Source organism: Mycolicibacterium sp. XJ879 (genome assembly GCF_053483935.1).
In genome coordinates, this window is the sequence record NZ_JBEFTH010000012.1 from 42599 (window position 1) to 60800 (window position 18202).

The 18202-nt window shown below is 67.0% G+C and carries 18 protein-coding genes; 8 read left to right on the forward strand and 10 right to left on the reverse strand.

Going from position 1 to position 18202, the window contains the following annotated elements:
* Positions 1–7: 7 nt before the first annotated feature.
* Positions 8–1150 (reverse strand): thiolase family protein, encoded by a 1143-nt coding sequence (locus ABQF13_RS21730; RefSeq protein WP_448394858.1) that lies wholly within the window; start codon positions 1148–1150, stop codon positions 8–10.
* Between the two features lie 77 nt (positions 1151–1227).
* On the opposite strand from ABQF13_RS21730, the gene ABQF13_RS21735 reads away from it, so the two are divergent.
* A complete protein-coding gene (locus tag ABQF13_RS21735; protein WP_448394859.1) occupies positions 1228–1992 on the forward strand; it encodes an SDR family NAD(P)-dependent oxidoreductase in 765 nt (254 codons plus the stop codon).
* Positions 1989–2729 (forward strand): SDR family NAD(P)-dependent oxidoreductase, encoded by a 741-nt coding sequence (locus ABQF13_RS21740; protein ID WP_448394860.1) that lies wholly within the window; start codon positions 1989–1991, stop codon positions 2727–2729. The genes ABQF13_RS21735 and ABQF13_RS21740 overlap by 4 nt, the downstream gene beginning before the upstream one ends.
* A 60-nt stretch (positions 2730–2789) precedes the next feature.
* Here ABQF13_RS21740 and ABQF13_RS21745 read toward each other — a convergent pair whose 3' ends face one another.
* Genes ABQF13_RS21745 through ABQF13_RS21760 form a run of 4 tightly spaced genes read right to left on the reverse strand, consistent with a single transcriptional unit; the run spans position 2790 to position 6834 of the window.
* On the reverse strand, positions 2790–3554 hold the full coding sequence (locus ABQF13_RS21745; RefSeq protein WP_448394861.1) for an enoyl-CoA hydratase/isomerase family protein: 765 nt from the start codon (positions 3552–3554) through the stop codon (positions 2790–2792).
* Positions 3554–4651 carry an acyl-CoA dehydrogenase family protein gene (locus ABQF13_RS21750; RefSeq protein WP_448394862.1) on the reverse strand — a complete coding sequence of 366 codons (1098 nt, stop codon included), beginning with the start codon at positions 4649–4651 and terminating at the stop codon, positions 3554–3556. Before ABQF13_RS21750 ends, ABQF13_RS21745 begins: the two co-directional genes overlap by 1 nt.
* A complete protein-coding gene (locus ABQF13_RS21755) occupies positions 4638–5453 on the reverse strand; it encodes an acyl-CoA dehydrogenase family protein (RefSeq protein ID WP_448394863.1) in 816 nt (271 codons plus the stop codon). Before ABQF13_RS21755 ends, ABQF13_RS21750 begins: the two co-directional genes overlap by 14 nt.
* The gene (locus tag ABQF13_RS21760; RefSeq protein WP_448394864.1) at positions 5431–6834 is read right to left on the reverse strand and encodes a class I adenylate-forming enzyme family protein; all 1404 of its coding nucleotides are present in this window, start codon (positions 6832–6834) and stop codon (positions 5431–5433) included. The genes ABQF13_RS21755 and ABQF13_RS21760 overlap by 23 nt, the downstream gene beginning before the upstream one ends.
* A gap of 111 nt (positions 6835–6945) precedes the next feature.
* Here ABQF13_RS21760 and ABQF13_RS21765 point away from each other — a divergent pair, with 111 nt between their 5' ends.
* The gene (locus ABQF13_RS21765; RefSeq protein WP_448394865.1) at positions 6946–7263 is read left to right on the forward strand and encodes a 2Fe-2S iron-sulfur cluster-binding protein; all 318 of its coding nucleotides are present in this window, start codon (positions 6946–6948) and stop codon (positions 7261–7263) included.
* Here ABQF13_RS21765 and ABQF13_RS21770 read toward each other — a convergent pair.
* From ABQF13_RS21770 to ABQF13_RS21785, 4 genes are all read right to left on the reverse strand, one after another.
* A complete protein-coding gene (locus ABQF13_RS21770; RefSeq protein WP_448394866.1) occupies positions 7251–8318 on the reverse strand; it encodes a CaiB/BaiF CoA transferase family protein in 1068 nt (355 codons plus the stop codon). The genes ABQF13_RS21765 and ABQF13_RS21770 overlap by 13 nt on opposite strands.
* On the reverse strand, positions 8315–9271 hold the full coding sequence (locus ABQF13_RS21775; RefSeq protein ID WP_448394867.1) for an LLM class F420-dependent oxidoreductase: 957 nt from the start codon (positions 9269–9271) through the stop codon (positions 8315–8317). Before ABQF13_RS21775 ends, ABQF13_RS21770 begins: the two co-directional genes overlap by 4 nt.
* A gap of 91 nt (positions 9272–9362) precedes the next feature.
* Positions 9363–9785 (reverse strand): cobalamin B12-binding domain-containing protein, encoded by a 423-nt coding sequence (locus ABQF13_RS21780; protein WP_448394868.1) that lies wholly within the window; start codon positions 9783–9785, stop codon positions 9363–9365.
* On the reverse strand, positions 9785–11362 hold the full coding sequence (locus tag ABQF13_RS21785) for a methylmalonyl-CoA mutase family protein (protein WP_448394869.1): 1578 nt from the start codon (positions 11360–11362) through the stop codon (positions 9785–9787). Before ABQF13_RS21785 ends, ABQF13_RS21780 begins: the two co-directional genes overlap by 1 nt.
* Positions 11363–11562: 200 nt before the next feature.
* Between ABQF13_RS21785 and ABQF13_RS21790 the strand changes: the two genes are divergently transcribed.
* From ABQF13_RS21790 to ABQF13_RS21810, 5 genes are read left to right on the forward strand one after another with little or no spacing between them, the layout of a single operon-like run.
* Complete coding sequence (locus ABQF13_RS21790; protein ID WP_448394870.1) at positions 11563–12375, forward strand: SDR family oxidoreductase; 813 nt, start codon at positions 11563–11565, stop codon at positions 12373–12375.
* Positions 12372–13883 (forward strand): class I adenylate-forming enzyme family protein, encoded by a 1512-nt coding sequence (locus tag ABQF13_RS21795; protein WP_448394871.1) that lies wholly within the window; start codon positions 12372–12374, stop codon positions 13881–13883. Before ABQF13_RS21790 ends, ABQF13_RS21795 begins: the two co-directional genes overlap by 4 nt.
* A 10-nt stretch (positions 13884–13893) precedes the next feature.
* Positions 13894–14196, forward strand: coding sequence for a hypothetical protein (locus tag ABQF13_RS21800; protein WP_448394872.1), 303 nt, complete (start codon positions 13894–13896; stop codon positions 14194–14196).
* Between the two features lie 13 nt (positions 14197–14209).
* Positions 14210–15685: an adenylate/guanylate cyclase domain-containing protein gene (locus ABQF13_RS21805; RefSeq protein ID WP_448394873.1), complete on the forward strand. Its 1476-nt coding sequence runs from the start codon at positions 14210–14212 to the stop codon at positions 15683–15685.
* On the forward strand, positions 15672–17009 hold the full coding sequence (locus ABQF13_RS21810) for an MFS transporter (protein ID WP_448394874.1): 1338 nt from the start codon (positions 15672–15674) through the stop codon (positions 17007–17009). The genes ABQF13_RS21805 and ABQF13_RS21810 overlap by 14 nt, the downstream gene beginning before the upstream one ends.
* On the opposite strand, the gene ABQF13_RS21815 is transcribed toward ABQF13_RS21810, so the two are convergent.
* Entirely contained in the window at positions 16953–18188 is a 1236-nt protein-coding gene (locus tag ABQF13_RS21815) for a cytochrome P450 (protein WP_448394875.1), read from the reverse strand. The two genes, ABQF13_RS21810 and ABQF13_RS21815, sit on opposite strands and share 57 nt — an antisense overlap.
* Between the last annotated feature and the right edge of the window lie 14 nt (positions 18189–18202).

The window sequence follows — 18202 nt, forward strand, 5'->3', positions numbered from 1 at the left end:
CCGCAGTCTACGGTGTCGCGACCTCAATCACCGTGGCCGATCCCATTCCCCCGCCGGCACACATCGCGGCAACGCCGATACCCCCACCGCGCCTGCGCAGCTCATGGACCAGCGTGACGAGCATCCGCGCGCCGGTGGCAGCCACCGGGTGGCCGAGCGAACACCCGCTGCCGCTGACATTGACGCGTTCCGGGTCGATGTCGAGCAACTTGATGGTGGCCACGCACATCGACGCGAACGCCTCGTTGATCTCGAACACGTCGACGTCGGCGAGGGAAAGCCGGGCCCGGGCAAGCGCTTTCGGAATGGCCTCCACCGGCGCCAGCCCGGTCGATGCCGGGTCGACACCCACCGAGGCCCACGCGCGCACGGTGGCCAGCGCCGGCAGCCCGAGACGGTCGCTCGCGATCGCCAGCACCGCGGCACCGTCGTTTGCGCCGCAGGCGTTTCCGGCGGTGATCGAGAACCCGTCGATCTCGGGATGCAAGGGCTTGAGCGCGGCCAGCTTCTCGAGGCTGGTGTCGCGGCGGGGATGCTCGTCGGTGTCGAACACGCCGTGCGGCGTCTCGATCGGCACGATCTCATGCTTGAACCGGCCCTCGTCGATCGCCGCGATCGCTTTGTGGTGCGAGCCCAGTGCCCACTCATCCATCTCGGCGCGGCTGACCCCGGCCTTGACCGCGGCATTCCAGCCCACGGTGATCGACATGTCCATATTCGGCGCGTCCGGCCGGTCCGGATGCGTGGGTGGAAACCAATCCACCCAGTCCCCGTCCCCGTCCTGGCGTTTGAACCTCGGCGACGTGGACGCGGAGTTGACGCCGCCGGCGATGACGAGCTGGTCCATCCCCGCGCGGATGCTGGCCGCCGCCCCCTGCACCGCGGCCTGTCCCGCCGCGCAGTGCCGGTTCACCGCGAGTCCCGGCACCGCGGTCAGCCCCGCGGTGATCGCCGCGTGCCGGGCCACCACGCCACCGCCGTACAGCCCCTCGCCGAGCACCACGTCGTCGACCGGATGCGACCCGAGCTCACCGACCGCCGCGCCCACGACGTGCTCGGCGAGCTGGTAGGCGTCGGTGTCACGCAGCGCGCCCTTCATCGCGGTACCGATGGGGGTGCGCAGCGCGGAAACGATGACGGCTTCTGGCATGGGATATCTCCGTTTCAAACAGTACGAGAATGCTATTCTCTCAACTGGAGAGTGCCAGTTGCAAGGAGGGGAACCATATGCACATCGCAGGTAGCTCGGCGATCGTCGTCGGCGGCGCCGGCGGTCTTGGCGAAGCAACGGTCCGGCGCCTGCACGGCGCGGGGGCCAAGGTGGTGGTCGCTGACCTCGCCGACGACAAGGGCAAGGCGCTGGAATCCGAACTCGGTGTGCGTTACGTGCCCACCGACGCCACGTCAGAGGAGTCGGTGAAAGCCGCGATCGCCGAGGCGCAAGCACTGGCACCGCTGCGGATCTCGGTGGACACCCACGGCGGCCCCGCCGGCGGCGGGCGGTTGGTCGGCAAGGACGGCAACCCGCTGGCACTCGACGCGTTCGAGACCACCGTCAAGTACTACCTGACCGCGGTGTTCAACGTCATGCGGTTGAGCGCGGCGGCGATCGGTAGCACCGAACCGCTCGAGGAAGGTGGGCGTGGCGTGATCGTGAACACCGCCTCGATCGCCGGCTACGAAGGGCAGATCGGTCAGCTGCCGTACGCCGCGGCCAAGGGCGGCGTCATCGGCATGACGCTTAACGCCGCGCGCGACCTGTCACCGCTGGGCATCCGCGTCGTCACCATCGCCCCCGGCACCATCAACACGCCCGCCTACGGCCAAGCGGCCGACCAGCTCGAGCAGTACTGGGGTCCACAGGTGCCGTTCCCCAAGCGGATGGGCCGGTCGGAGGAGTACGCGCAGCTGGCGCAGAGCATCGTCGAAAACGACTACCTCAACGGCGAGATCATTCGTCTCGACGGAGCGTTGCGGTTCCCGCCCAAGTGATGCTTGCGGGCAAGGTCGCGTTCGTCGCCGGCGCCAGCCGAGGGATCGGCGCGACGCTGGCTGCTGCGCTGGCCCGTGAAGGCGCGGCAGTCACCGTGGCGGCGCGATCGGAGCACGAGGGCAAGGTGCCCGGAACGATTCATGCTGTCGCCGAACGCATTACGTCTGCCGGCGGGCGCGCGTTACCTGTGCCGTGCGATGTCACCAGCGAAGAATCGGTCGAAAACGCCGTCGCCGCGACGGTTGCCGAGTTCGGCGGCATCGACATCCTGGTCGCCAACGCCGGGGTGCTGTGGCTTGGGCCAATCGAGTCGACACCTCTCAAACGGTGGCAGCTGTGCCTGAACGTGAACCTCACCGGGGTGTTCCTCGTGACGAAGGTCGTCATCCCGCACGTGCGCGCCCGCGGCGGTGGTTCGCTGATCGCGATAACGACCACCGGTGTCGAGATGATCGAACACGGCGCCAACGCCTACTGGGTGTCGAAGGCCGCGGTGGAGCGGTTGTATCTCGGGCTGGCAAGTGATCTGCGGCCCGACAACATCGCGGTGAACTGCTTGTCCCCGTCGCGGGTGGTGTTGACCGAGGGTTGGCAGGCCGGCGGTGGCGGTATGCAGGTACCGCCCGAGATGGTCGAGCCGCCGGAGGCGATGGCCAACGCGACGGTGCGGCTGGCGCAGCAGGACGCCAACGGCGTCACCGGCACTGTCCAGCGGTCGGAAGCCCTCAGCTTCTGACCACCAGCCTTCGTCGGCGAGCGTGCGCGTTCCCCGCACGCTCGCGGAACAAAGGGGGAGCTATTTCTTGTCGATGAGACCGTCGACGATCTTATTGAAGTCAGTCGTGCCGAAGGACACGTACTCCGCGAGGTTCGCGTAATCCAGCGACGCCAGCACCGACTTCTCCAGCTGCAAGTTCATCAGGCGCTTGGTGGCCTCCACAGCCTGGCGCGGCAGCTCGATCAGCTTCTTGGCACACCCGATGGCCTCGGCCAGCGGGTCCACCACCAGGTGGTTGGCCATTCCGAGTTCGACGGCGCGCTGGGCCTTGATCCGCACGCCCGTGAGCGCGAACTCCTTGGCCTGCAGCAGGCTGATTTGAGAACCCCACACGAGCGGACCACCGTCGGCGGCGACGAGCCCGATCGTGACGTGCGGGTCGGCGAAGAACGCGTCTTCGGCGATGTAGACGACATCTGAGAGCGCCGCGAGGCTGCAGCCCAGCCCCACCGCCGGCCCGTTGACCGCGGCGACCACCGGGATGCGGCAGCGCACCATACCGATCACGATGTCACGGCCGTGCTTGATCGTCTTCTGGCGCAGGGCTTCGTCGTTGCGCAACTCGTCGAGGTAGTTGAAGTCGCCACCGGCCGAGAATGCCCGCCCGGCACCGGTGATCACCGCCGCGCGTGCGTCGGCGTCCTCGTTGAGCGCATCCCAGAGCTTCGCCAACCCGACATGCAGGGCGTCGTTGACCGCGTTCAGGTCGTCGGGCCGGTTGAGCGTGATGATGCGCAGCGCACCGTCGGCTTGAACGTCGATTTCGTCTGGCATGTCGTACATCAGGACCCCAATCCGAGAATGCGCTGCGCGATGATGTTCTTCTGAATCTGCGACGTGCCGCCCATGACGCTTTGCGCCCGGCTGTACATGTAGGCACCGAACAACTCCGGGTCACCGGTGCCGACGGTCGCCAGCGCCGCGTGGCCGACTGACTGCTCCACCCAGGTCATCAGCAGCTTGTCGAGTGACCCCTGCGGCCCGTGGGTGACACCGTCGAGCTGCTCCGACAACCGCCTGCGCACATGCAACCGCAACATCTCGGTCTGCACCCACGCCCACGACAGCTCATCGGGCGTTGCGCCATCGACCCGGGAGGCCAACTGCCGGACAAGCTTTCCGTACCGTGCCGAGAAGCCGAGTGTCGACGGCTCGCGCTCGTGGCTGACGACGGTCATCGCCAGCTTCCACCCGTCCCCTGGCTCGCCGACCATGTTCTCGGCAGGTACCCGAGCGCCGTCGAAGGCAACCTGACCGAACTCCTTGGTCACACCGCTGATCATCTTCAGCGGTCGCTGTTCGATGCCCGGCTGATGCATGGGGACGATGAACGCCGAGATGCCTTTATGTTTGGGAACGTCCTTGTTCGTGCGGGCCAACAACAGGCACCAGTCGGCGACGTCGGAGTAGCTCGTCCAGATCTTGTGCCCGGAGATCACGTAAGTTTCTGGGTCGTCGCCACACTGGACCGCGGTGGTGGTCAGCGACGCCAAATCCGATCCCGCACCCGGTTCGGAGAAGCCCTGGCACCACCGCTCGGTGCCGTTGATCATGCCCGGCAGGAACCGTTGCCGTAGTTCCTCGTTGCCGTGGTGGGACAGTCCGACGACAAGGTATCCGAGGCTGGGCCGCGCCGGCGCTCCGGCCTTGGCGACCTCCTCGTCGACGATGACGTCGTACACCGGAGGGAGGTCCTGTCCGCCATACTTTTTCGGCCACGATGTGCCGAAGAACCCGGCCGCATACAGTGCCTGATGCCAGGCGCCCTGTGCGGCCCAGTACTCGTCGCCCGATGTCGGGAACTTACCCTTCTGCTCGGTCAGCCAGTTCCGCAGCCGGGCGCGAAACGAGGCCTCCTCGGGCGAATCACGAAAGTCCAATGGTCAACTCCTCCAGTTTGACAGGCCATGCCTCGGTGGCGACCAGCACCCGCCGCAGGTACACGTGCGCAAGACATTCCCAGGTGTTGCCGATACCTCCGTGCACCTGGATCGACGTCTCGCAGACCGTCAGCGCCGCACGCGCACAGTAGATCTTGGCGACCCGGGCAGCTTCGACCGCCTCGGCCCCAGGCAACTCGTCGACCGCCCACGCGGCGTGGCGCAGCACGCTGATCGAGCCCTCGATGAGCGCAAGCGCGTCGGCCAACAGGTGTCCGACCGCCTGATACGACCCGATCGTCGCGCCGTACTGTTCGCGGACCTTGGCGTACTCCACCGCAAGAGTGTGCGTGCCACGTGCCGCACCGACCAGGTCCGCACACGTGGCGGTCAGCGCCAACGCGTGCCAGCGGGTGGCATCGTCGGCGTCGAGATCACCCAGCTCGGCCGGTGACTCCACCACCCCGGCAAGCGCATTCGTCAGATCGGCGCTGCCCTGCTGCGCGCTCGCCGCCAGCCAGTCGCGACCGAGCCGGCGGCTGAGGTCGTCGGCGAGCACCGGCCCGATGAACGGGGCGTCGACCAGCCCGCGGGCGAATTCCTCGGCGACGATGGCCACCTCCACCCCGGAAGCGCCGTCGGAGCGCAGCGCGCGAAACCCGGTGGCGTCCACCGCTTTCTCCAGCCGCGCGAGCCGGTCTGCATCGTCGAGATCGGCGACCGACCCGGGTCCGAGGTCGTCGGCCAGCGCCGCGGCGGCTTGTCGCAGCTGTTGCTGTTCAGCCGTCAGTCGAACATCCATGCTGCTCCTTCAACACTCGGCGCAATACCTTTCCAGAAGGTAAGCGGGGAATCTCCGGGACGAGAACGACCCGGCTCAAACGTTTGTAGGACGCCAGCCGCTCGCCGACAAACTCACTGAGCTCTTGGGTGTCGACCTCACCTCGCGGCGCTACGGCGGCCACCACCGCTTCGCCGTCGGCGGGATGGCTGACCCCGAACACTGCGCAGTCCTCGACGGCGGGATGCCCATATAAGACCGCCTCGATCTCAGCGGGGGCGACCTGAAAACCACGCACCTTGATCATCTCTTTGGCGCGGTCGGTGATCTGCAGCCAGCCGTCGCCGTCGAGATAGCCGACGTCACCGGTGCGATACCAGCCATCCGAAAACGCCTGCGTCGTCGCTGAATCGGGGAGATAACCGCCCATGACCGAATCGGATCGGGCCTGGATCTCCCCTACCTCCCCGGCCGGCAGCGGTGCGCCGTCCGCAAGTGAGACGACGCGTACGTCGACGCCGGGTACGGGGCGCCCCACGGTGTCCAACCGTGCCCTCTGCAGCGAGTTGCACGAGATCACCGGCAATTCGCTTGTGCCGTAGGCGGTCACCCAGTTCACCCCGGCCTTGTCCGTGACGGCTTCAGCGACGCTCTGGGTCACCGGTGTCGCGCACCACATGATGTAGCGCAACGACGACAAGTCATAGGAGTCCAGGTTCGGGTGGGCGGCCAGCGCCAGTGCGATCGGCGCGACTGCCATTTCGATGGTGATTCGCTCGGCCTGGATGTGCGCCAGCATCGCGTCGATGTCGAAGCGGCGGTGCAGCCGGACCCACGCGCCGGTGTCGAGGGCCATCACGATGTTCAGCAGACCCAGAATGTGCGACGGCGGGGTCATGATCTGCATGCGGTCGGCCGACGAGAGCCCGAGCGCGTCACGCCAGTGCCGCACGGCGACCGCGAATCCGCCGTGGGTGTGCCGCACGGCCTTGGGCATGCCGGTGGTGCCGGAGCTGAACACGAACAGCGCGTCGGCCTCCGGATCGGGCGCCGGCAGCTCGCGTCGCTGCGGCTCCACCGGCTCGTCCAGGTGCAGCATCGGCATCAACTCGGCGAGCACCGGATGGTCGCCGACAGCGTGCGTGGGCGCGGTCAGTGCCAGCGCATGTTCCACCTCGGCGCGCCGCCAGGCCGGGCTGAGCAGCACCGCCGCAGCGCCGAGCCCCCAGATCGCGCGCAACGCGATCACGAATTCGGGCCGGTTCGACGACATCAGCGCGACGCGCTGCCCCGCCGTTACCCCGCGACCTTCGAGCGCGCCGGCCAGCCCCCCGGCCAGGGCGTCGAGCTGCGACAGGGTGTACTCGCGCTCCTCGAAAACGAGCGCGGTCGCCTCACTCACACCCTGTCCTCACTGGCTCCTGCCGAAGTCTCCGACGTATGGAGAATAGCGTATCAGTTAATGAGAATGCTATTCTCTTACGCATAGAATCGATATGCCAGGAGAGGTTCGATGACGGCAGATCCGATGCCTGCCCCACCCGCCGATGAAGGCGACGGACTGGTGACGATCGTCCTGGACCGCAAGAAGGTCTCGGTGCCGCGGGTGGCGAACGAGACGCTGCTGGAAAGCGCCCGGCGGGCAGGCCTGTCCCCGCCGTTCTCATGTGAAGCCGGAAACTGCGGTACCTGCATGGGCAAGCTGATCACCGGCCAGGCCATCATGCGCGTCAACGACGCCCTCGAACCTGATGAGGTCGAAGAGGGATACATCCTCACCTGCCAAGCCATTCCCGAGTCTTCATCGGTCAGCGTCAGCTACGACGAGTGAGCCGCGCGCGGGCCGACGCTGCCGTGCTCGTCGACCCGTGGTGGCGGCCGGTAGTCGGGTTGGTAGCCGGCGACTCGAATGGGGCTGCCCACCAACCGGAAATCGCCCGCCTTGACGACCACCTCGGGTGTCGCCTCCAGCGCCTCGGGCAGCGTGCGCACCGCTGCCACCGGAATGCCGAGCGGACGCAGTCGCGCCTCCCAGCTGGTGGCGGTGTCGGTGGCCAACGCGGCTGACACCACCGCCAGCACCTCGTCACGCCTGGCCGCGCGCTCGGCCATCGTCGAGAAGCCCTCGATCCCGGCCTCCGCGCAGAAGGACTGCCAGAACGCGTCGTGGGTGATGAACAGTGCCAGATATCCATCGGCGGTCAAGAACAGTTGAGCCGGAACGTAATACGAATGCGCACCCATCGGATAGCGCAACGGCGGCGCGCCGTCGTTGAGATAGGCCGACGCACGGTAGTTCAACTGCGACAACATCACATCGCGCAGCGACACGTCCACCTGACCGCCGCGGCCCGACACGATCTGGGCCAGCAGCCCCAGCGCCGCGGCCAGCCCGGTGGAGTTGTCCGCCGACGAATAACCGGGCAGCGTCGGCGGACCGGCCGGGTCACCGGTCATCATCGCGACCCCGGTCGCCGCCTGGATGACGTAGTCGAACGCCGGGTCGTCACCGCCGTCGAGGCCGAAGCCGGTCATCGCCACGCAGACGATGCCCTCGTTGAATTGCCGAAGCGACTCGTAGGTCAGCCCGAGCTTATTGATCGCCGACGGCTTCATATTCACCAGCAGCGCATGGGATTCCGCGACGAGCTCGCCCAGCCGCCGCCGTCCGTCCGCCGAGCGCAGATCCAGTACGACGCTCTGCTTGTTGCGGTTCAGGCTCGCGAAGTAGCTGTCCGATACCTGCCGGGAGATCTCGCCGCCGGGCGGCTCGATCTTGATCACCTCGGCGCCCAGATCGGCCAGCAGCATCGTCGCGTACGGACCGGCCAGCATGACGCCGACTTCCAAGATGCGGATACCGGCCAGCGGTGCGCCGGTATTCACCGCACAGCCTTGGCCAACTCCGCGATCACCTCGCGGGTCCGGTATTTGGAGGCGATCAGCTCGTCGCGGTTGTTCCCGATCGGCAACAGCCGCACCGACAAATCAGTGACACCGGCATCAGCGAACTGCTTGAAGCGCGCGAGGATTGCATCTTCGTCGCCCGCCGCGCAGAGGTCGCCGACGTTGCGGGCGTCGCCGCGGTCGAGCAGCCGCTGGTAGTTCGGGGACGTCTCGGCCTCCGCCAGGATGCGGTTGGCACGGTCCTTGGCCGCATCGATCTCCGAATTGGCGCACAGACACACCGGGATGCCGGCCACGATGCGCGGGGCCGGGCGGCCCGCCTCCGCGGCGGCCTTGTTGATCTTCGGCGCGATGTGCTCTCCGATGGCCTTCTCGTCGGCCATCCACAACACCGTGCCGTCGGCGTGCTCACCGGCGATCTGCAGCATCACCGGCCCGAGCGCGGCGACAAGCACCGGCATCGGCGACTCGGCGCCGAGCACGGTCGGGTTGTGCACGGTGAATGTGTCGTTCTCCACGTCGACGTCCCCGGGCCCGGACAGCGCCGCGTTGAGCACCTCGAGGTAGTCGCGGGTGTAGGCGGCGGGCTTGTCGTAGGCAATGCCGAGCATGTCGCGCACGATCCAGTGGTGCGACGGCCCGACACCCAGCGCCAGCCGTCCGCCGGTGCCGGCATGCACCGACAGCGCCTGGCGCGCCAGCGCGATGGGATGCTGCGCCTGCAGCGGCACGACGGCGGTGCCGAGTTCGATACGCGACGTGCGGCTGCCCATCAAGGCGACCATGGTCAGGCAGTCGAAGTCGTTGGGCACCTGCGGCATCCACGCGGTGTCCATTCCGGCGGCCTCGGCCCACTCGATGTCGTCGAGCAGCTTTCTGACCTTGCGCGCCATATCGCCGCGCTCGGCCCCGATCATCACGCCGAGCCGCATCTAGCCCTCCCTCCGGGAGTTCCGCGCCGAGGGTGAAGCCTCGGCGAAGAAACCACCAAACGTCGCCGTCGTATCACACTCGGCGAGACCATCAGCTCTCCACCTGAGACCCGGCGGTCAGTTTGCGCACCTCGTCGACGAGTGCGTCCAGCGGCGTACCGGTGGGAAAAACCGCGGCCGCACCGGCTTCGACCAGTTTGGGTACGTCTGCCTGCGGGATCGTGCCCCCCACGACGACGGCGATGTCGCCGGCATCCGCGGCGCGCAGCGCATCGACGGTGCGGGTGGTCAGCGCCACGTGCGCGCCAGAGAGAATTGAAAGCCCCACCAGGGCCACGTCTTCCTGCAAGGCAATCGAGACGATATCCTCGATGCGCTGCCGGATTCCGGTGTAGATCACCTCGAATCCAGCGTCGCGCAGCGTCCGCGCGACGATCTTGGCGCCGCGGTCATGCCCGTCCAGGCCGGGTTTGGCCACCAGCACACGGACCGGGCTCGGCGCTGCGGACGCCATCAGAACACCACCGGCTGCTGGAACTCGCCCCATACCGACTTGAGCGTGGACACCATTTCACCGACGGTGCAGTAGGCGTTGGCGCAGTCGACCAGCTTGTGCATCAGGTTGTCATCGCCTTCCGCCGACGTGGCCAGCGCAGCGAGGGCTTCCTTGACGGCCACATCGCTGCGCTCGGCCTTGACCTTGGCCAGCCGCTTGAGCTGCAGATCGCGCCCCTCCGCGTCGAGTTCGTAGGTGGCGATCTCCGGCGGCGGCTCGTCGGCGACGAACTTGTTGACGCCGACGACGGGTCGCACACCGGACTCGATCTCCTGGTGGATCTTGAACGCCTCGTCAGCGATCAGGCCCTGCAGGTAGCCGTCCTCGATGCAGCGCACCATGCCGCCGTGGGTTTCGAGATCGTGCATGATCTCGATGATCTTCTCCTCGGTGGCGTCGGTGAGCGCCTCGACGAAGTAGGAGCCGCCGAGCGGGTCGGCCACCTTGGTCACACCGGTCTCGTACGCGAGGATCTGCTGGGTGCGCAGGGCAAGCGTCGCCGACTCCTCGCTGGGCAGCGCGAACGGCTCGTCCCAGGCCGCGGTGAACATGGACTGCACACCGCCGAGCACCGAAGCCATCGCCTCGTAGGCGACCCGCACCAGGTTGTTCTGTGCCTGCGGTGCGTACAGCGACGCCCCGCCCGACACGCAGCCGAACCGGAACATCGACGCCTTGTCGGTGCTGGCGCCGTAGCGCTCCCGCACAATGGTGGCCCAACGCCGCCGTCCCGCACGGTATTTGGCGATCTCTTCGAAGAAGTCACCGTGGGTGTAGAAGAAGAAGGAGATCTGGGGGGCGAACTTGTCGATCGTCATCCGGCCGCGCTCGACCACGGTGTCGCAGTACGTCACACCGTCGGCCAGGGTGAACGCCATCTCCTGCACGGCGTTGGCGCCCGCGTCGCGGAAGTGTGCGCCAGCCACCGAGATCGCGTTGAACCGGGGCACCTCCGCGGCGCAGAACTCGATGGTGTCCGCGATCAGCCGCAACGACGGTTCCGGCGGCCAGATCCACGTGCCGCGCGAGGCGTACTCCTTGAGAATGTCGTTCTGGATGGTGCCGGTGAGCTTCTCGCGCGGCACACCCTTCTTCTCCGCGGCCGCGACATAGAAGGCCAACAGGATCGCAGCTGTGCCGTTGATCGTGAAGCTCGTGGAGATCTGATCAAGGGGAATGCTGTCGAACAGGATCTCGGCGTCGGCCAGCGTGTCCACGGCGACCCCGACACGGCCGACCTCCTCGCCGTACTCCGGGTCATCGGAGTCATAGCCGCACTGGGTCGGCAGGTCCAGCGCCACCGACAGCCCGGTACCGCCCTGATCGAGCAGGTAGCGGTAGCGGCGGTTGGACTCCTCTGCCGTCCCGAACCCCGAGTACTGCCGAAACGTCCACGTCTTGCCGCGGTAGCCGCTCGCGAAGTTGCCCCGGGTGAACGGATAGGTGCCCGGCGCAGGCGGGTCCGCCGCCCGGTCCCCGGGGCCGTAAACGGGCTCCAGCGGGATCCCGGACGGGGTCTGTACTGGCTCGCTCATCACTGGATAACGTACTTGCAAAAAATGAGAATGCCAATACCGAACGAGGCAAACGCGCACGGAGTGAGGCCGACACGCGACCGGCGGACGTGTACCGACGACCCTATACACAGCGGTTATGGCACTTGCGTAAAATGAGAACGCCACTACCGGCGCAGCGCGTGTCGGGTAGCATCGAGGCCGGCCATCCGAGGAGGTCCATGTCCACCTTCACAGACCGCACGCTCGTGGTATCCGGCGGCAGTCGCGGCATCGGGTTGGCGATCGCGCTCGCCGCCGCCCATCGCGGCGCGAACGTGGTGTTGTTGGCCAAGACGGCCGAGCCCCATCCCAGACTGCCCGGCACCGTGCACACCGCGGTCGCCGAGGTGGAGGCCGCGGGCGGCAAAGCCGCCGCGGTCGTGGGCGATGTGCGCAAGGTAGAGGATGTGCAGCGCGCGGTCGACACCGCCGTGGAGCGCTTCGGCGGCATCGACATCGTCGTCAACAACGCCAGCGCCATCGCCACCGAACCGACCGAGCAGCTGAGCGCCAAGAAGTTCGACCTCATGATGGACATCAACATTCGGGGCACATTCCTGCTCACCAAGGCGGCGCTGCCGCACCTGCGCAAGTCGGCCGACGCGCACGTGGTGACGTTGGCGCCACCGCTGAACATGAACCCGCACTGGCTGGGCGCCCACCCGTCCTACACGCTGTCCAAGTACGGCATGACGCTGTTGTCGCTGGGCTGGGCGGCCGAGTACGCCGATCAGGGCATCGGTTTTGCCTGCCTGTGGCCCGAGACCTATATCGCCACGGCCGCGGTGTCCAACCTGGCCGACGGCGCGCACCTGGCGGCCCGATCGCGCGACCCGCAGATCATGGGCGATGCGGCCGTCGAGATCCTGTCCCGCCCGCCCGCCGACGTCAACGGTCAGTGCTACATCGACTCCGCGCTGCTCGCCGATGCCGACCTGTCGCACTACGGCGGCGGGGACGATCCCATCCTTGATATCTTCGTCGACAAATGAGCATCTCCCTGCTGCTCGAGATGGCGTCCTCGAGCGATCCCGACCGCACCGCCGTGGTGTCCGATGAACTGCGCCTGACCACAACCGAACTGAGCGAGCTCGCCGACGGTGGCGCAGGTGTGGTGGCCGCCTCCGGCGCATCCCACGTCGCCTATGTCGGTACCGGCGGTTTCATGTTGCCGCTGTTGCTGTTCGCGGCCGCGCGGGCAGGCGTGGCGTTCACACCGCTGAACTACCGGCTCAGCGCCGACGGGTTGCGCGAGCTGATCGACCGGTTGCCCGCACCGCTGGTGGTCGCCGACAGCGAGTACCGCGACGCCATCGCCGGCGCGGGTAAGCAAGTGATCGACTCCGCCGAGTTCGTCGCCGCCGCCCGCAGTGCCGAACCCGCCGCGGAGTTTCCCGATCCTGACGACGTCGGCGTCGTACTGTTCACGTCCGGAACCACATCGCGCCCCAAAGCCGTTGAGCTGACGCACAACAACCTGACCAGCTACGTCACCGGCACCGTCGAGTTCGCATCGGCAGAGCCCGATGACGCCGCGTTGATCTGCGTGCCGCCCTACCACATCGCCGGTGTGGGCGCCGCGCTGTCGAACCTGTACGCGGGCCGAAAGATGGTCTACCTGCGCCAGTTCGACGCGCACCGGTGGGTGCGGCTGGTGTGCGACGAGGGGGTCACGACGGCCACCGTGGTGCCGACCATGCTCGACCGCATCGTCACGGCGCTCGAAACCGAACCGACCGAACTTCCCACCCTGCGCAACCTGGCCTACGGCGGCTCCAAGGTCGCGCTTCCGTTGGTGCGCAAGGCACTTAACCTGCTCCCCAACGTCGGGTTCGTCAACGCGTACGGGCTCACCGAGACCAGCTCGACGATTGCGGTGCTCTCCCCCGACGACCACCGCGCCGCCCTCGAGGCCGACGACGACGCCGTTGTGCGCCGGCTCGGCTCGGTCGGGCAGCCGGTACCGGGGATCGAGGTGCAGATCCGCAGCGAGAACGGCGATCTTCTCGGGCCCGGCGAGACGGGCGAGTTGTTCGTCCGCGGGGATCAGGTGTCGGGCCGCTACGCCGAGATCGGCTCGGTGCTCGACGCCGACGGCTGGTTCCCCACCAAGGACATCGCCATGCTCGACGACGGCGGATACCTGTTCATCGGCGGCCGCTCGGACGACACCATCATCCGGGGTGGGGAGAACATCTCTCCGGCCGAGATCGAAGACGTTCTCGTGGAACATCCGCTGGTGCACGATTGCGCCGTGGTAGGACCCGAGGATCCCGAGTGGGGCCAGATCATCGTTGCGGTGGTGGTGCCCGCCAGCACGTCCGATGGGCGGGCGAACCCCGACCCCGACGAGCTGCGTGAGTTCGTGCGGCGACAGCTGCGCGGGTCCCGCACACCGGATCGGGTGGTGTTCCGAGACGCGCTACCCACCAACGCGACGGGCAAGGTGCTGCGCCGCGAACTGGTCGATGAATACTCGCCGACGAGCGCGAAAAACTAAGGAGCCGAACATGATCAAGAACGGCACACGATTGCAGAGCCAGGTCTGCGACACCCAGGTAATCGTGGTGCGCAGCGCCGACAGCCTCGACGACCTGCGCGCCGGCGGGATCCCGATGATCCCGTTGGACGGCGAAAAGGATGCGGGCGCCGCACTGGACCCAGAGTTCTCCGAAGGCAACGCGATGGGCAAGCGCTACGTCGACGACAACGGCGCCGAGGTGCTCGTCACCAAAGCCGGCGCGGGCACGCTGAGCGTCGGCACGACACCGTTGTCTCTCAAGGAAGCCAAGCCGCTGCCCGCGAGCGACTGATACCTTCCACTTTGTGAGGCCACGCCGCCTGCTCGCCCGCTACGCGGCAGGCCTTACGTTCGCCTATCTCCTGACGGTCGCCGAGGTCATCGCGATCGTCTTGGCGCTCACCGCGGGACGTACCGCCACCACCGAGAACATCCTCACCGCGGCGGTGCTCATCTGCATCGGAACGGCCACCACCGCCGTGGGCGCCGTGCTCATCGTCGCGCCCACCCTGCGCTGGGTCGGTTCCGGCCGGGCGCCGACTGAAGCCGAACGGCAAACGGCCCTCAAGACGCTGCAACGCCAGTCCATGATCGCCGTTGCGCCGTGGGTGCTCACCGCCGCAGTGCTGGTCCCGCTCAACCTCGACGCGGGACCCGAGGTGAAGGTGGTCATCGCATCGGCCATCGTGTTCGGCGCTATAGCCACCGTGCCCACCGGCTTCCTCTTCACGCTGCGGACTCTGCGTCCGGTACTGGCCAGCGTGTCCCCGGATCCGGCGCTGCGTGGGCTGATAGCCCCCGGCGTGCGGGCCCGGCTGGTGCTCGTGTGGACGGTCTTTACGGCGTTGCCGGGCTTGACGATCGCGTTGCTGCTGATCATGCGGTCTCGCGGCTGGCTCACCACGCAGAGCACCTCGATCGACCTGGCCCTGTTGGTGCTGGCGCTCGTCGCGGTGGTACTCGGTCTGCGGGCGATGATCCTGGTGTCGATGTCGATCTCGGATCCGGTGGGCGAGGTCGTCGACGCGATGGCCGAGGTCGAGCGGGGCAGGATCGACCACGCGGTCGACGTGTACGAGTGGTCGGAGATCGGGCGCCTGCAACGGGGTTTCAACAGCATGGTCGCCGGACTTCGCGAGCGTGACCGGCTGCGGGATCTGTTCGGCCGTCACGTCGGCGAGGAAGTCGCGCGCCGTGCCATCGACGCAGACGAGTCGTTCTCGGGTGACGAGCGCGAGGTCACGGTCCTTTTCGTCGACCTGGTGGAGTCGACACAATTGGCGGCGACGCGGGAACCGCACGAGGTGGCCGAAGTGCTCAACGACTTCTTCCGGATTGTCGTCGACGAGGTCGACGCCCACCACGGTCTGATCAACAAGTTTCAAGGTGATGCGGCGCTTGCGGTGTTCGGCACGCCGCTGCGTATCGACGATCCAGCGGCGGCCGGTCTGACCACCGCGCGTTCCCTGCGGCGCCAATTGCGCAGTCTTCCAGTGGACTTCGGCATCGGTGTCTCGGCGGGTCCGGTGTTCGCCGGCAATATCGGCGGACAGAACCGCTACGAGTACACGGTGGTCGGTGACGCGGTCAACGAAGCGGCCCGGCTGGCCGACCTCGCCAAGGAGTACCAGAGCCGGGTGTTGTGTTCGGCCGCGGTGCTCGAATGCGCAGGTGAGGCCGAGCAAAGTCATTGGTCGGCAGATAATTCAGAAGTATTGCTGCGGGGCCGCACGTCTCCCACACAGCTATGGGCGCCGAAACGGAACGATGTCTGCGACTGATACCCCTGCGACGAGCTCTCCGACGCGGGTGGCGTTCGCCAGCTTCATCGGCACCACCGTGGAGTTCTACGACTTCCTCATCTACGGCACGGCCGCCGCGTTGGTGTTTCCGAAGCTGTTCTTTCCGGAGGCGTCTCCCGCGCTGGGACTGCTGTTGTCGTTCGCGACGTTCGGTGTCGGCTTTGTCGCCCGTCCCCTCGGCGGCGTGGTGTTCGGCCATTTCGGTGACCGGGTGGGTCGCAAGAAGATGCTGGTGTACTCACTGCTGCTGATGGGCACTACGACGGTGTTGATGGGCTTGCTGCCGACTTACGCCCAGATCGGTATGGCCGCGCCGATCCTGTTGACGCTGTTGCGCCTGGTGCAGGGCTTCGCCGTGGGTGGGGAGTGGGGTGGCGCCACGCTGATGGCGGTCGAGCACGCGAGCACCGACCGCAAGGGTCTCTACGGCGCCTTTCCGCAGATGGGTGCGCCGGCGGGCACCGCGACCGCGACGCTGGCGTTCTTCGCGGTGTCAGGTCTGCCCGATCCGCAGTTTCTCGCATGGGGTTGGCGCATCCCGTTTCTGGCCAGCGCGGTGCTGATCGCGATCGGCCTGGTGATCCGGCTTTCGATCACCGAAAGCCCCGATTTCGATGTCCTGCGACAGCGTTCACAGGTAGTGCGGATGCCGATCACCCAGGCGTTCCGCAAGCATCCCCAGCAGATTCTGTTGGTCGCGGGCGCCTATCTGTCCCAGGGGGTGTTCGCCTACATCTGCGTCGCGTATCTAGTGTCGTATGCAACGAGGGTGGCCGGGATCGACCGCACTGCAGCACTTTTCGGGGTTTCGGTCGCTGCTGTCGTGGCCGTGGTGACCTATCCGATGTTCGGTGCGCTATCGGACCGGGTGGGCCGCAAACCGGTCTTCGTCGCCGGGGTGGTGGCGATGGGGCTCTCGATCTGGCCCGCCTTCGCGTTGATCAACACCGGTAGACCGGCATTGTTTCTGGCCGCGTTGTTGTTGGTGTTCGGCTTCGCGATGGCACCGGCCGCCGGTGTCACCGGGTCGTTGTTCAGCCTCTCGTTCGACGCCGACGTGCGCTACAGCGGGGTGTCGATCGGCTACACGCTGTCGCAGGTGGTGGGTTCGGCGTTCGCGCCGACGATCGCCACCGCCCTCTACGCCGCGACGCAGACCAGCAACGCGATCGTCGCCTACCTGGTGGTGGTGTCGGTGATCTCCGCGGTGTCGGCGTGCTTTCTGCCCGGCGGGTGGTCGCGCACGTCACGCCACGACATCGAACTCGACCTGCAGGGCGGTCGGTCCGCTCATACCGAGTAGCGGCTTCCACGGCGCCTGCCCGACGCGCCGCACGTTCGGTATCCGGCGCGCCAGGATGGTCAGCGCTTCGGCGAGTTCGCGGCGGGCCAGGTTGGCGCCTAGGCAGTAGTGCGCTCCGCCGCCGAACGTCAGAATGGCGGGCGGGTCCCTTCGGGTGATGTCGAAGCGGGACGGATCATCGTAGATCGTCGGGTCACGGTTGGCCGCATACGTGTTCACGATGATGAACGTGCCTGCGGGAAAGATGTATTCGCCGACCGTGACGTCGTCGATGGCACTGCGCACGGTGCTGCACATCGACGGAGAGTGGCGCATCGTCTCCTCGACGGCCGGCATCGCCAGTTCGGGGCGGTCCTGGAGCAACGCCCACTGGTCGGGGTGGTCGCAGAGCACCTGCATGGACGCGGCCAGTTGACTTCGGGTGGTGTCGGTACCGGCGACCAGGATGCTGAACGCCAGCATGCGCAGTTCGCTTTGGTTGAGTCGGTCGCCGTCGTGCTCGGCGCGGATGAGTTCGGACAACAGGTCGTCGGTGAGTCGGTTCCGCCGCCGCTCGATCATCTCGTCGATGTAGTCGTCGAATTCACCCCACGCCGCCAAGATCACCGGCTGTTCTGCGGCGAGGTCGCAATCGAAGCTGACGATCTTGAAGATGTCCTCGGCCCATCGCGAGAACTGCTGCCAATCTTCGGGTGGCGCACCGAGTAACGCGCAGATCACCGGTATCGGGTACGGCTTGGCGATGTCGGCGACGAACTCGCACCCCCCTTGGTTGGCGACCCGGTCGATGAGCTCGTTGACCACGGCGTGAATGGTGGGGTCCATGCGCGCGGCGCCGCGAGGGGTGAAGGCCTTCGACACCAGGCCGCGCAGTCGCCGGTGCTCGGCGCCGTCCATATTCAAGATACTGCGGGTCACCCTGTCCCACAGCGGCCCCGACGTGATCCCGTGGGCCGACAGGTGGATGCCCTGCGGTATCCCGAACCGCGGGTCGCGCAACACCGTCCTGGCCATCTCATACGAAATCACTTCGGGGCCAATGGGTCCCAATGCGATGGGCGCGACCTGCTGGGCGGCCCGGAACTGCGGATAGATCTGTTGCGGCGTGGCGGTGAGGTCATAGTCCAGCGTCGGGAGCCCGGCCTCGAAGACACTGGGTTTCGCGGCCCCGACCGTCATGGCTTTCTCCTCCT

Bases quoted from the DNA above. Each gene is read 5' to 3' on its own strand.
- ABQF13_RS21730 (WP_448394858.1), bottom strand. From the start codon at position 1,150: ATGCCAGAAGCCGTCATCGTTTCCGCGCTGCGCACCCCCATCGGTACC.
- ABQF13_RS21735 (WP_448394859.1), top strand. From the start codon at position 1,228: ATGCACATCGCAGGTAGCTCGGCGATCGTCGTCGGCGGCGCCGGCGGT.
- ABQF13_RS21745 (WP_448394861.1), bottom strand. From the start codon at position 3,554: ATGTACGACATGCCAGACGAAATCGACGTTCAAGCCGACGGTGCGCTG.
- ABQF13_RS21755 (WP_448394863.1), bottom strand. From the start codon at position 5,453: ATGGATGTTCGACTGACGGCTGAACAGCAACAGCTGCGACAAGCCGCC.
- ABQF13_RS21765 (WP_448394865.1), top strand. From the start codon at position 6,946: ATGACGGCAGATCCGATGCCTGCCCCACCCGCCGATGAAGGCGACGGA.
- ABQF13_RS21775 (WP_448394867.1), bottom strand. From the start codon at position 9,271: ATGCGGCTCGGCGTGATGATCGGGGCCGAGCGCGGCGATATGGCGCGC.
- ABQF13_RS21780 (WP_448394868.1), bottom strand. From the start codon at position 9,785: ATGGCGTCCGCAGCGCCGAGCCCGGTCCGTGTGCTGGTGGCCAAACCC.
- ABQF13_RS21785 (WP_448394869.1), bottom strand. From the start codon at position 11,362: ATGAGCGAGCCAGTACAGACCCCGTCCGGGATCCCGCTGGAGCCCGTT.
- ABQF13_RS21790 (WP_448394870.1), top strand. From the start codon at position 11,563: ATGTCCACCTTCACAGACCGCACGCTCGTGGTATCCGGCGGCAGTCGC.
- ABQF13_RS21795 (WP_448394871.1), top strand. From the start codon at position 12,372: ATGAGCATCTCCCTGCTGCTCGAGATGGCGTCCTCGAGCGATCCCGAC.
- ABQF13_RS21800 (WP_448394872.1), top strand. From the start codon at position 13,894: ATGATCAAGAACGGCACACGATTGCAGAGCCAGGTCTGCGACACCCAG.
- ABQF13_RS21810 (WP_448394874.1), top strand. From the start codon at position 15,672: ATGTCTGCGACTGATACCCCTGCGACGAGCTCTCCGACGCGGGTGGCG.
- ABQF13_RS21815 (WP_448394875.1), bottom strand. From the start codon at position 18,188: ATGACGGTCGGGGCCGCGAAACCCAGTGTCTTCGAGGCCGGGCTCCCG.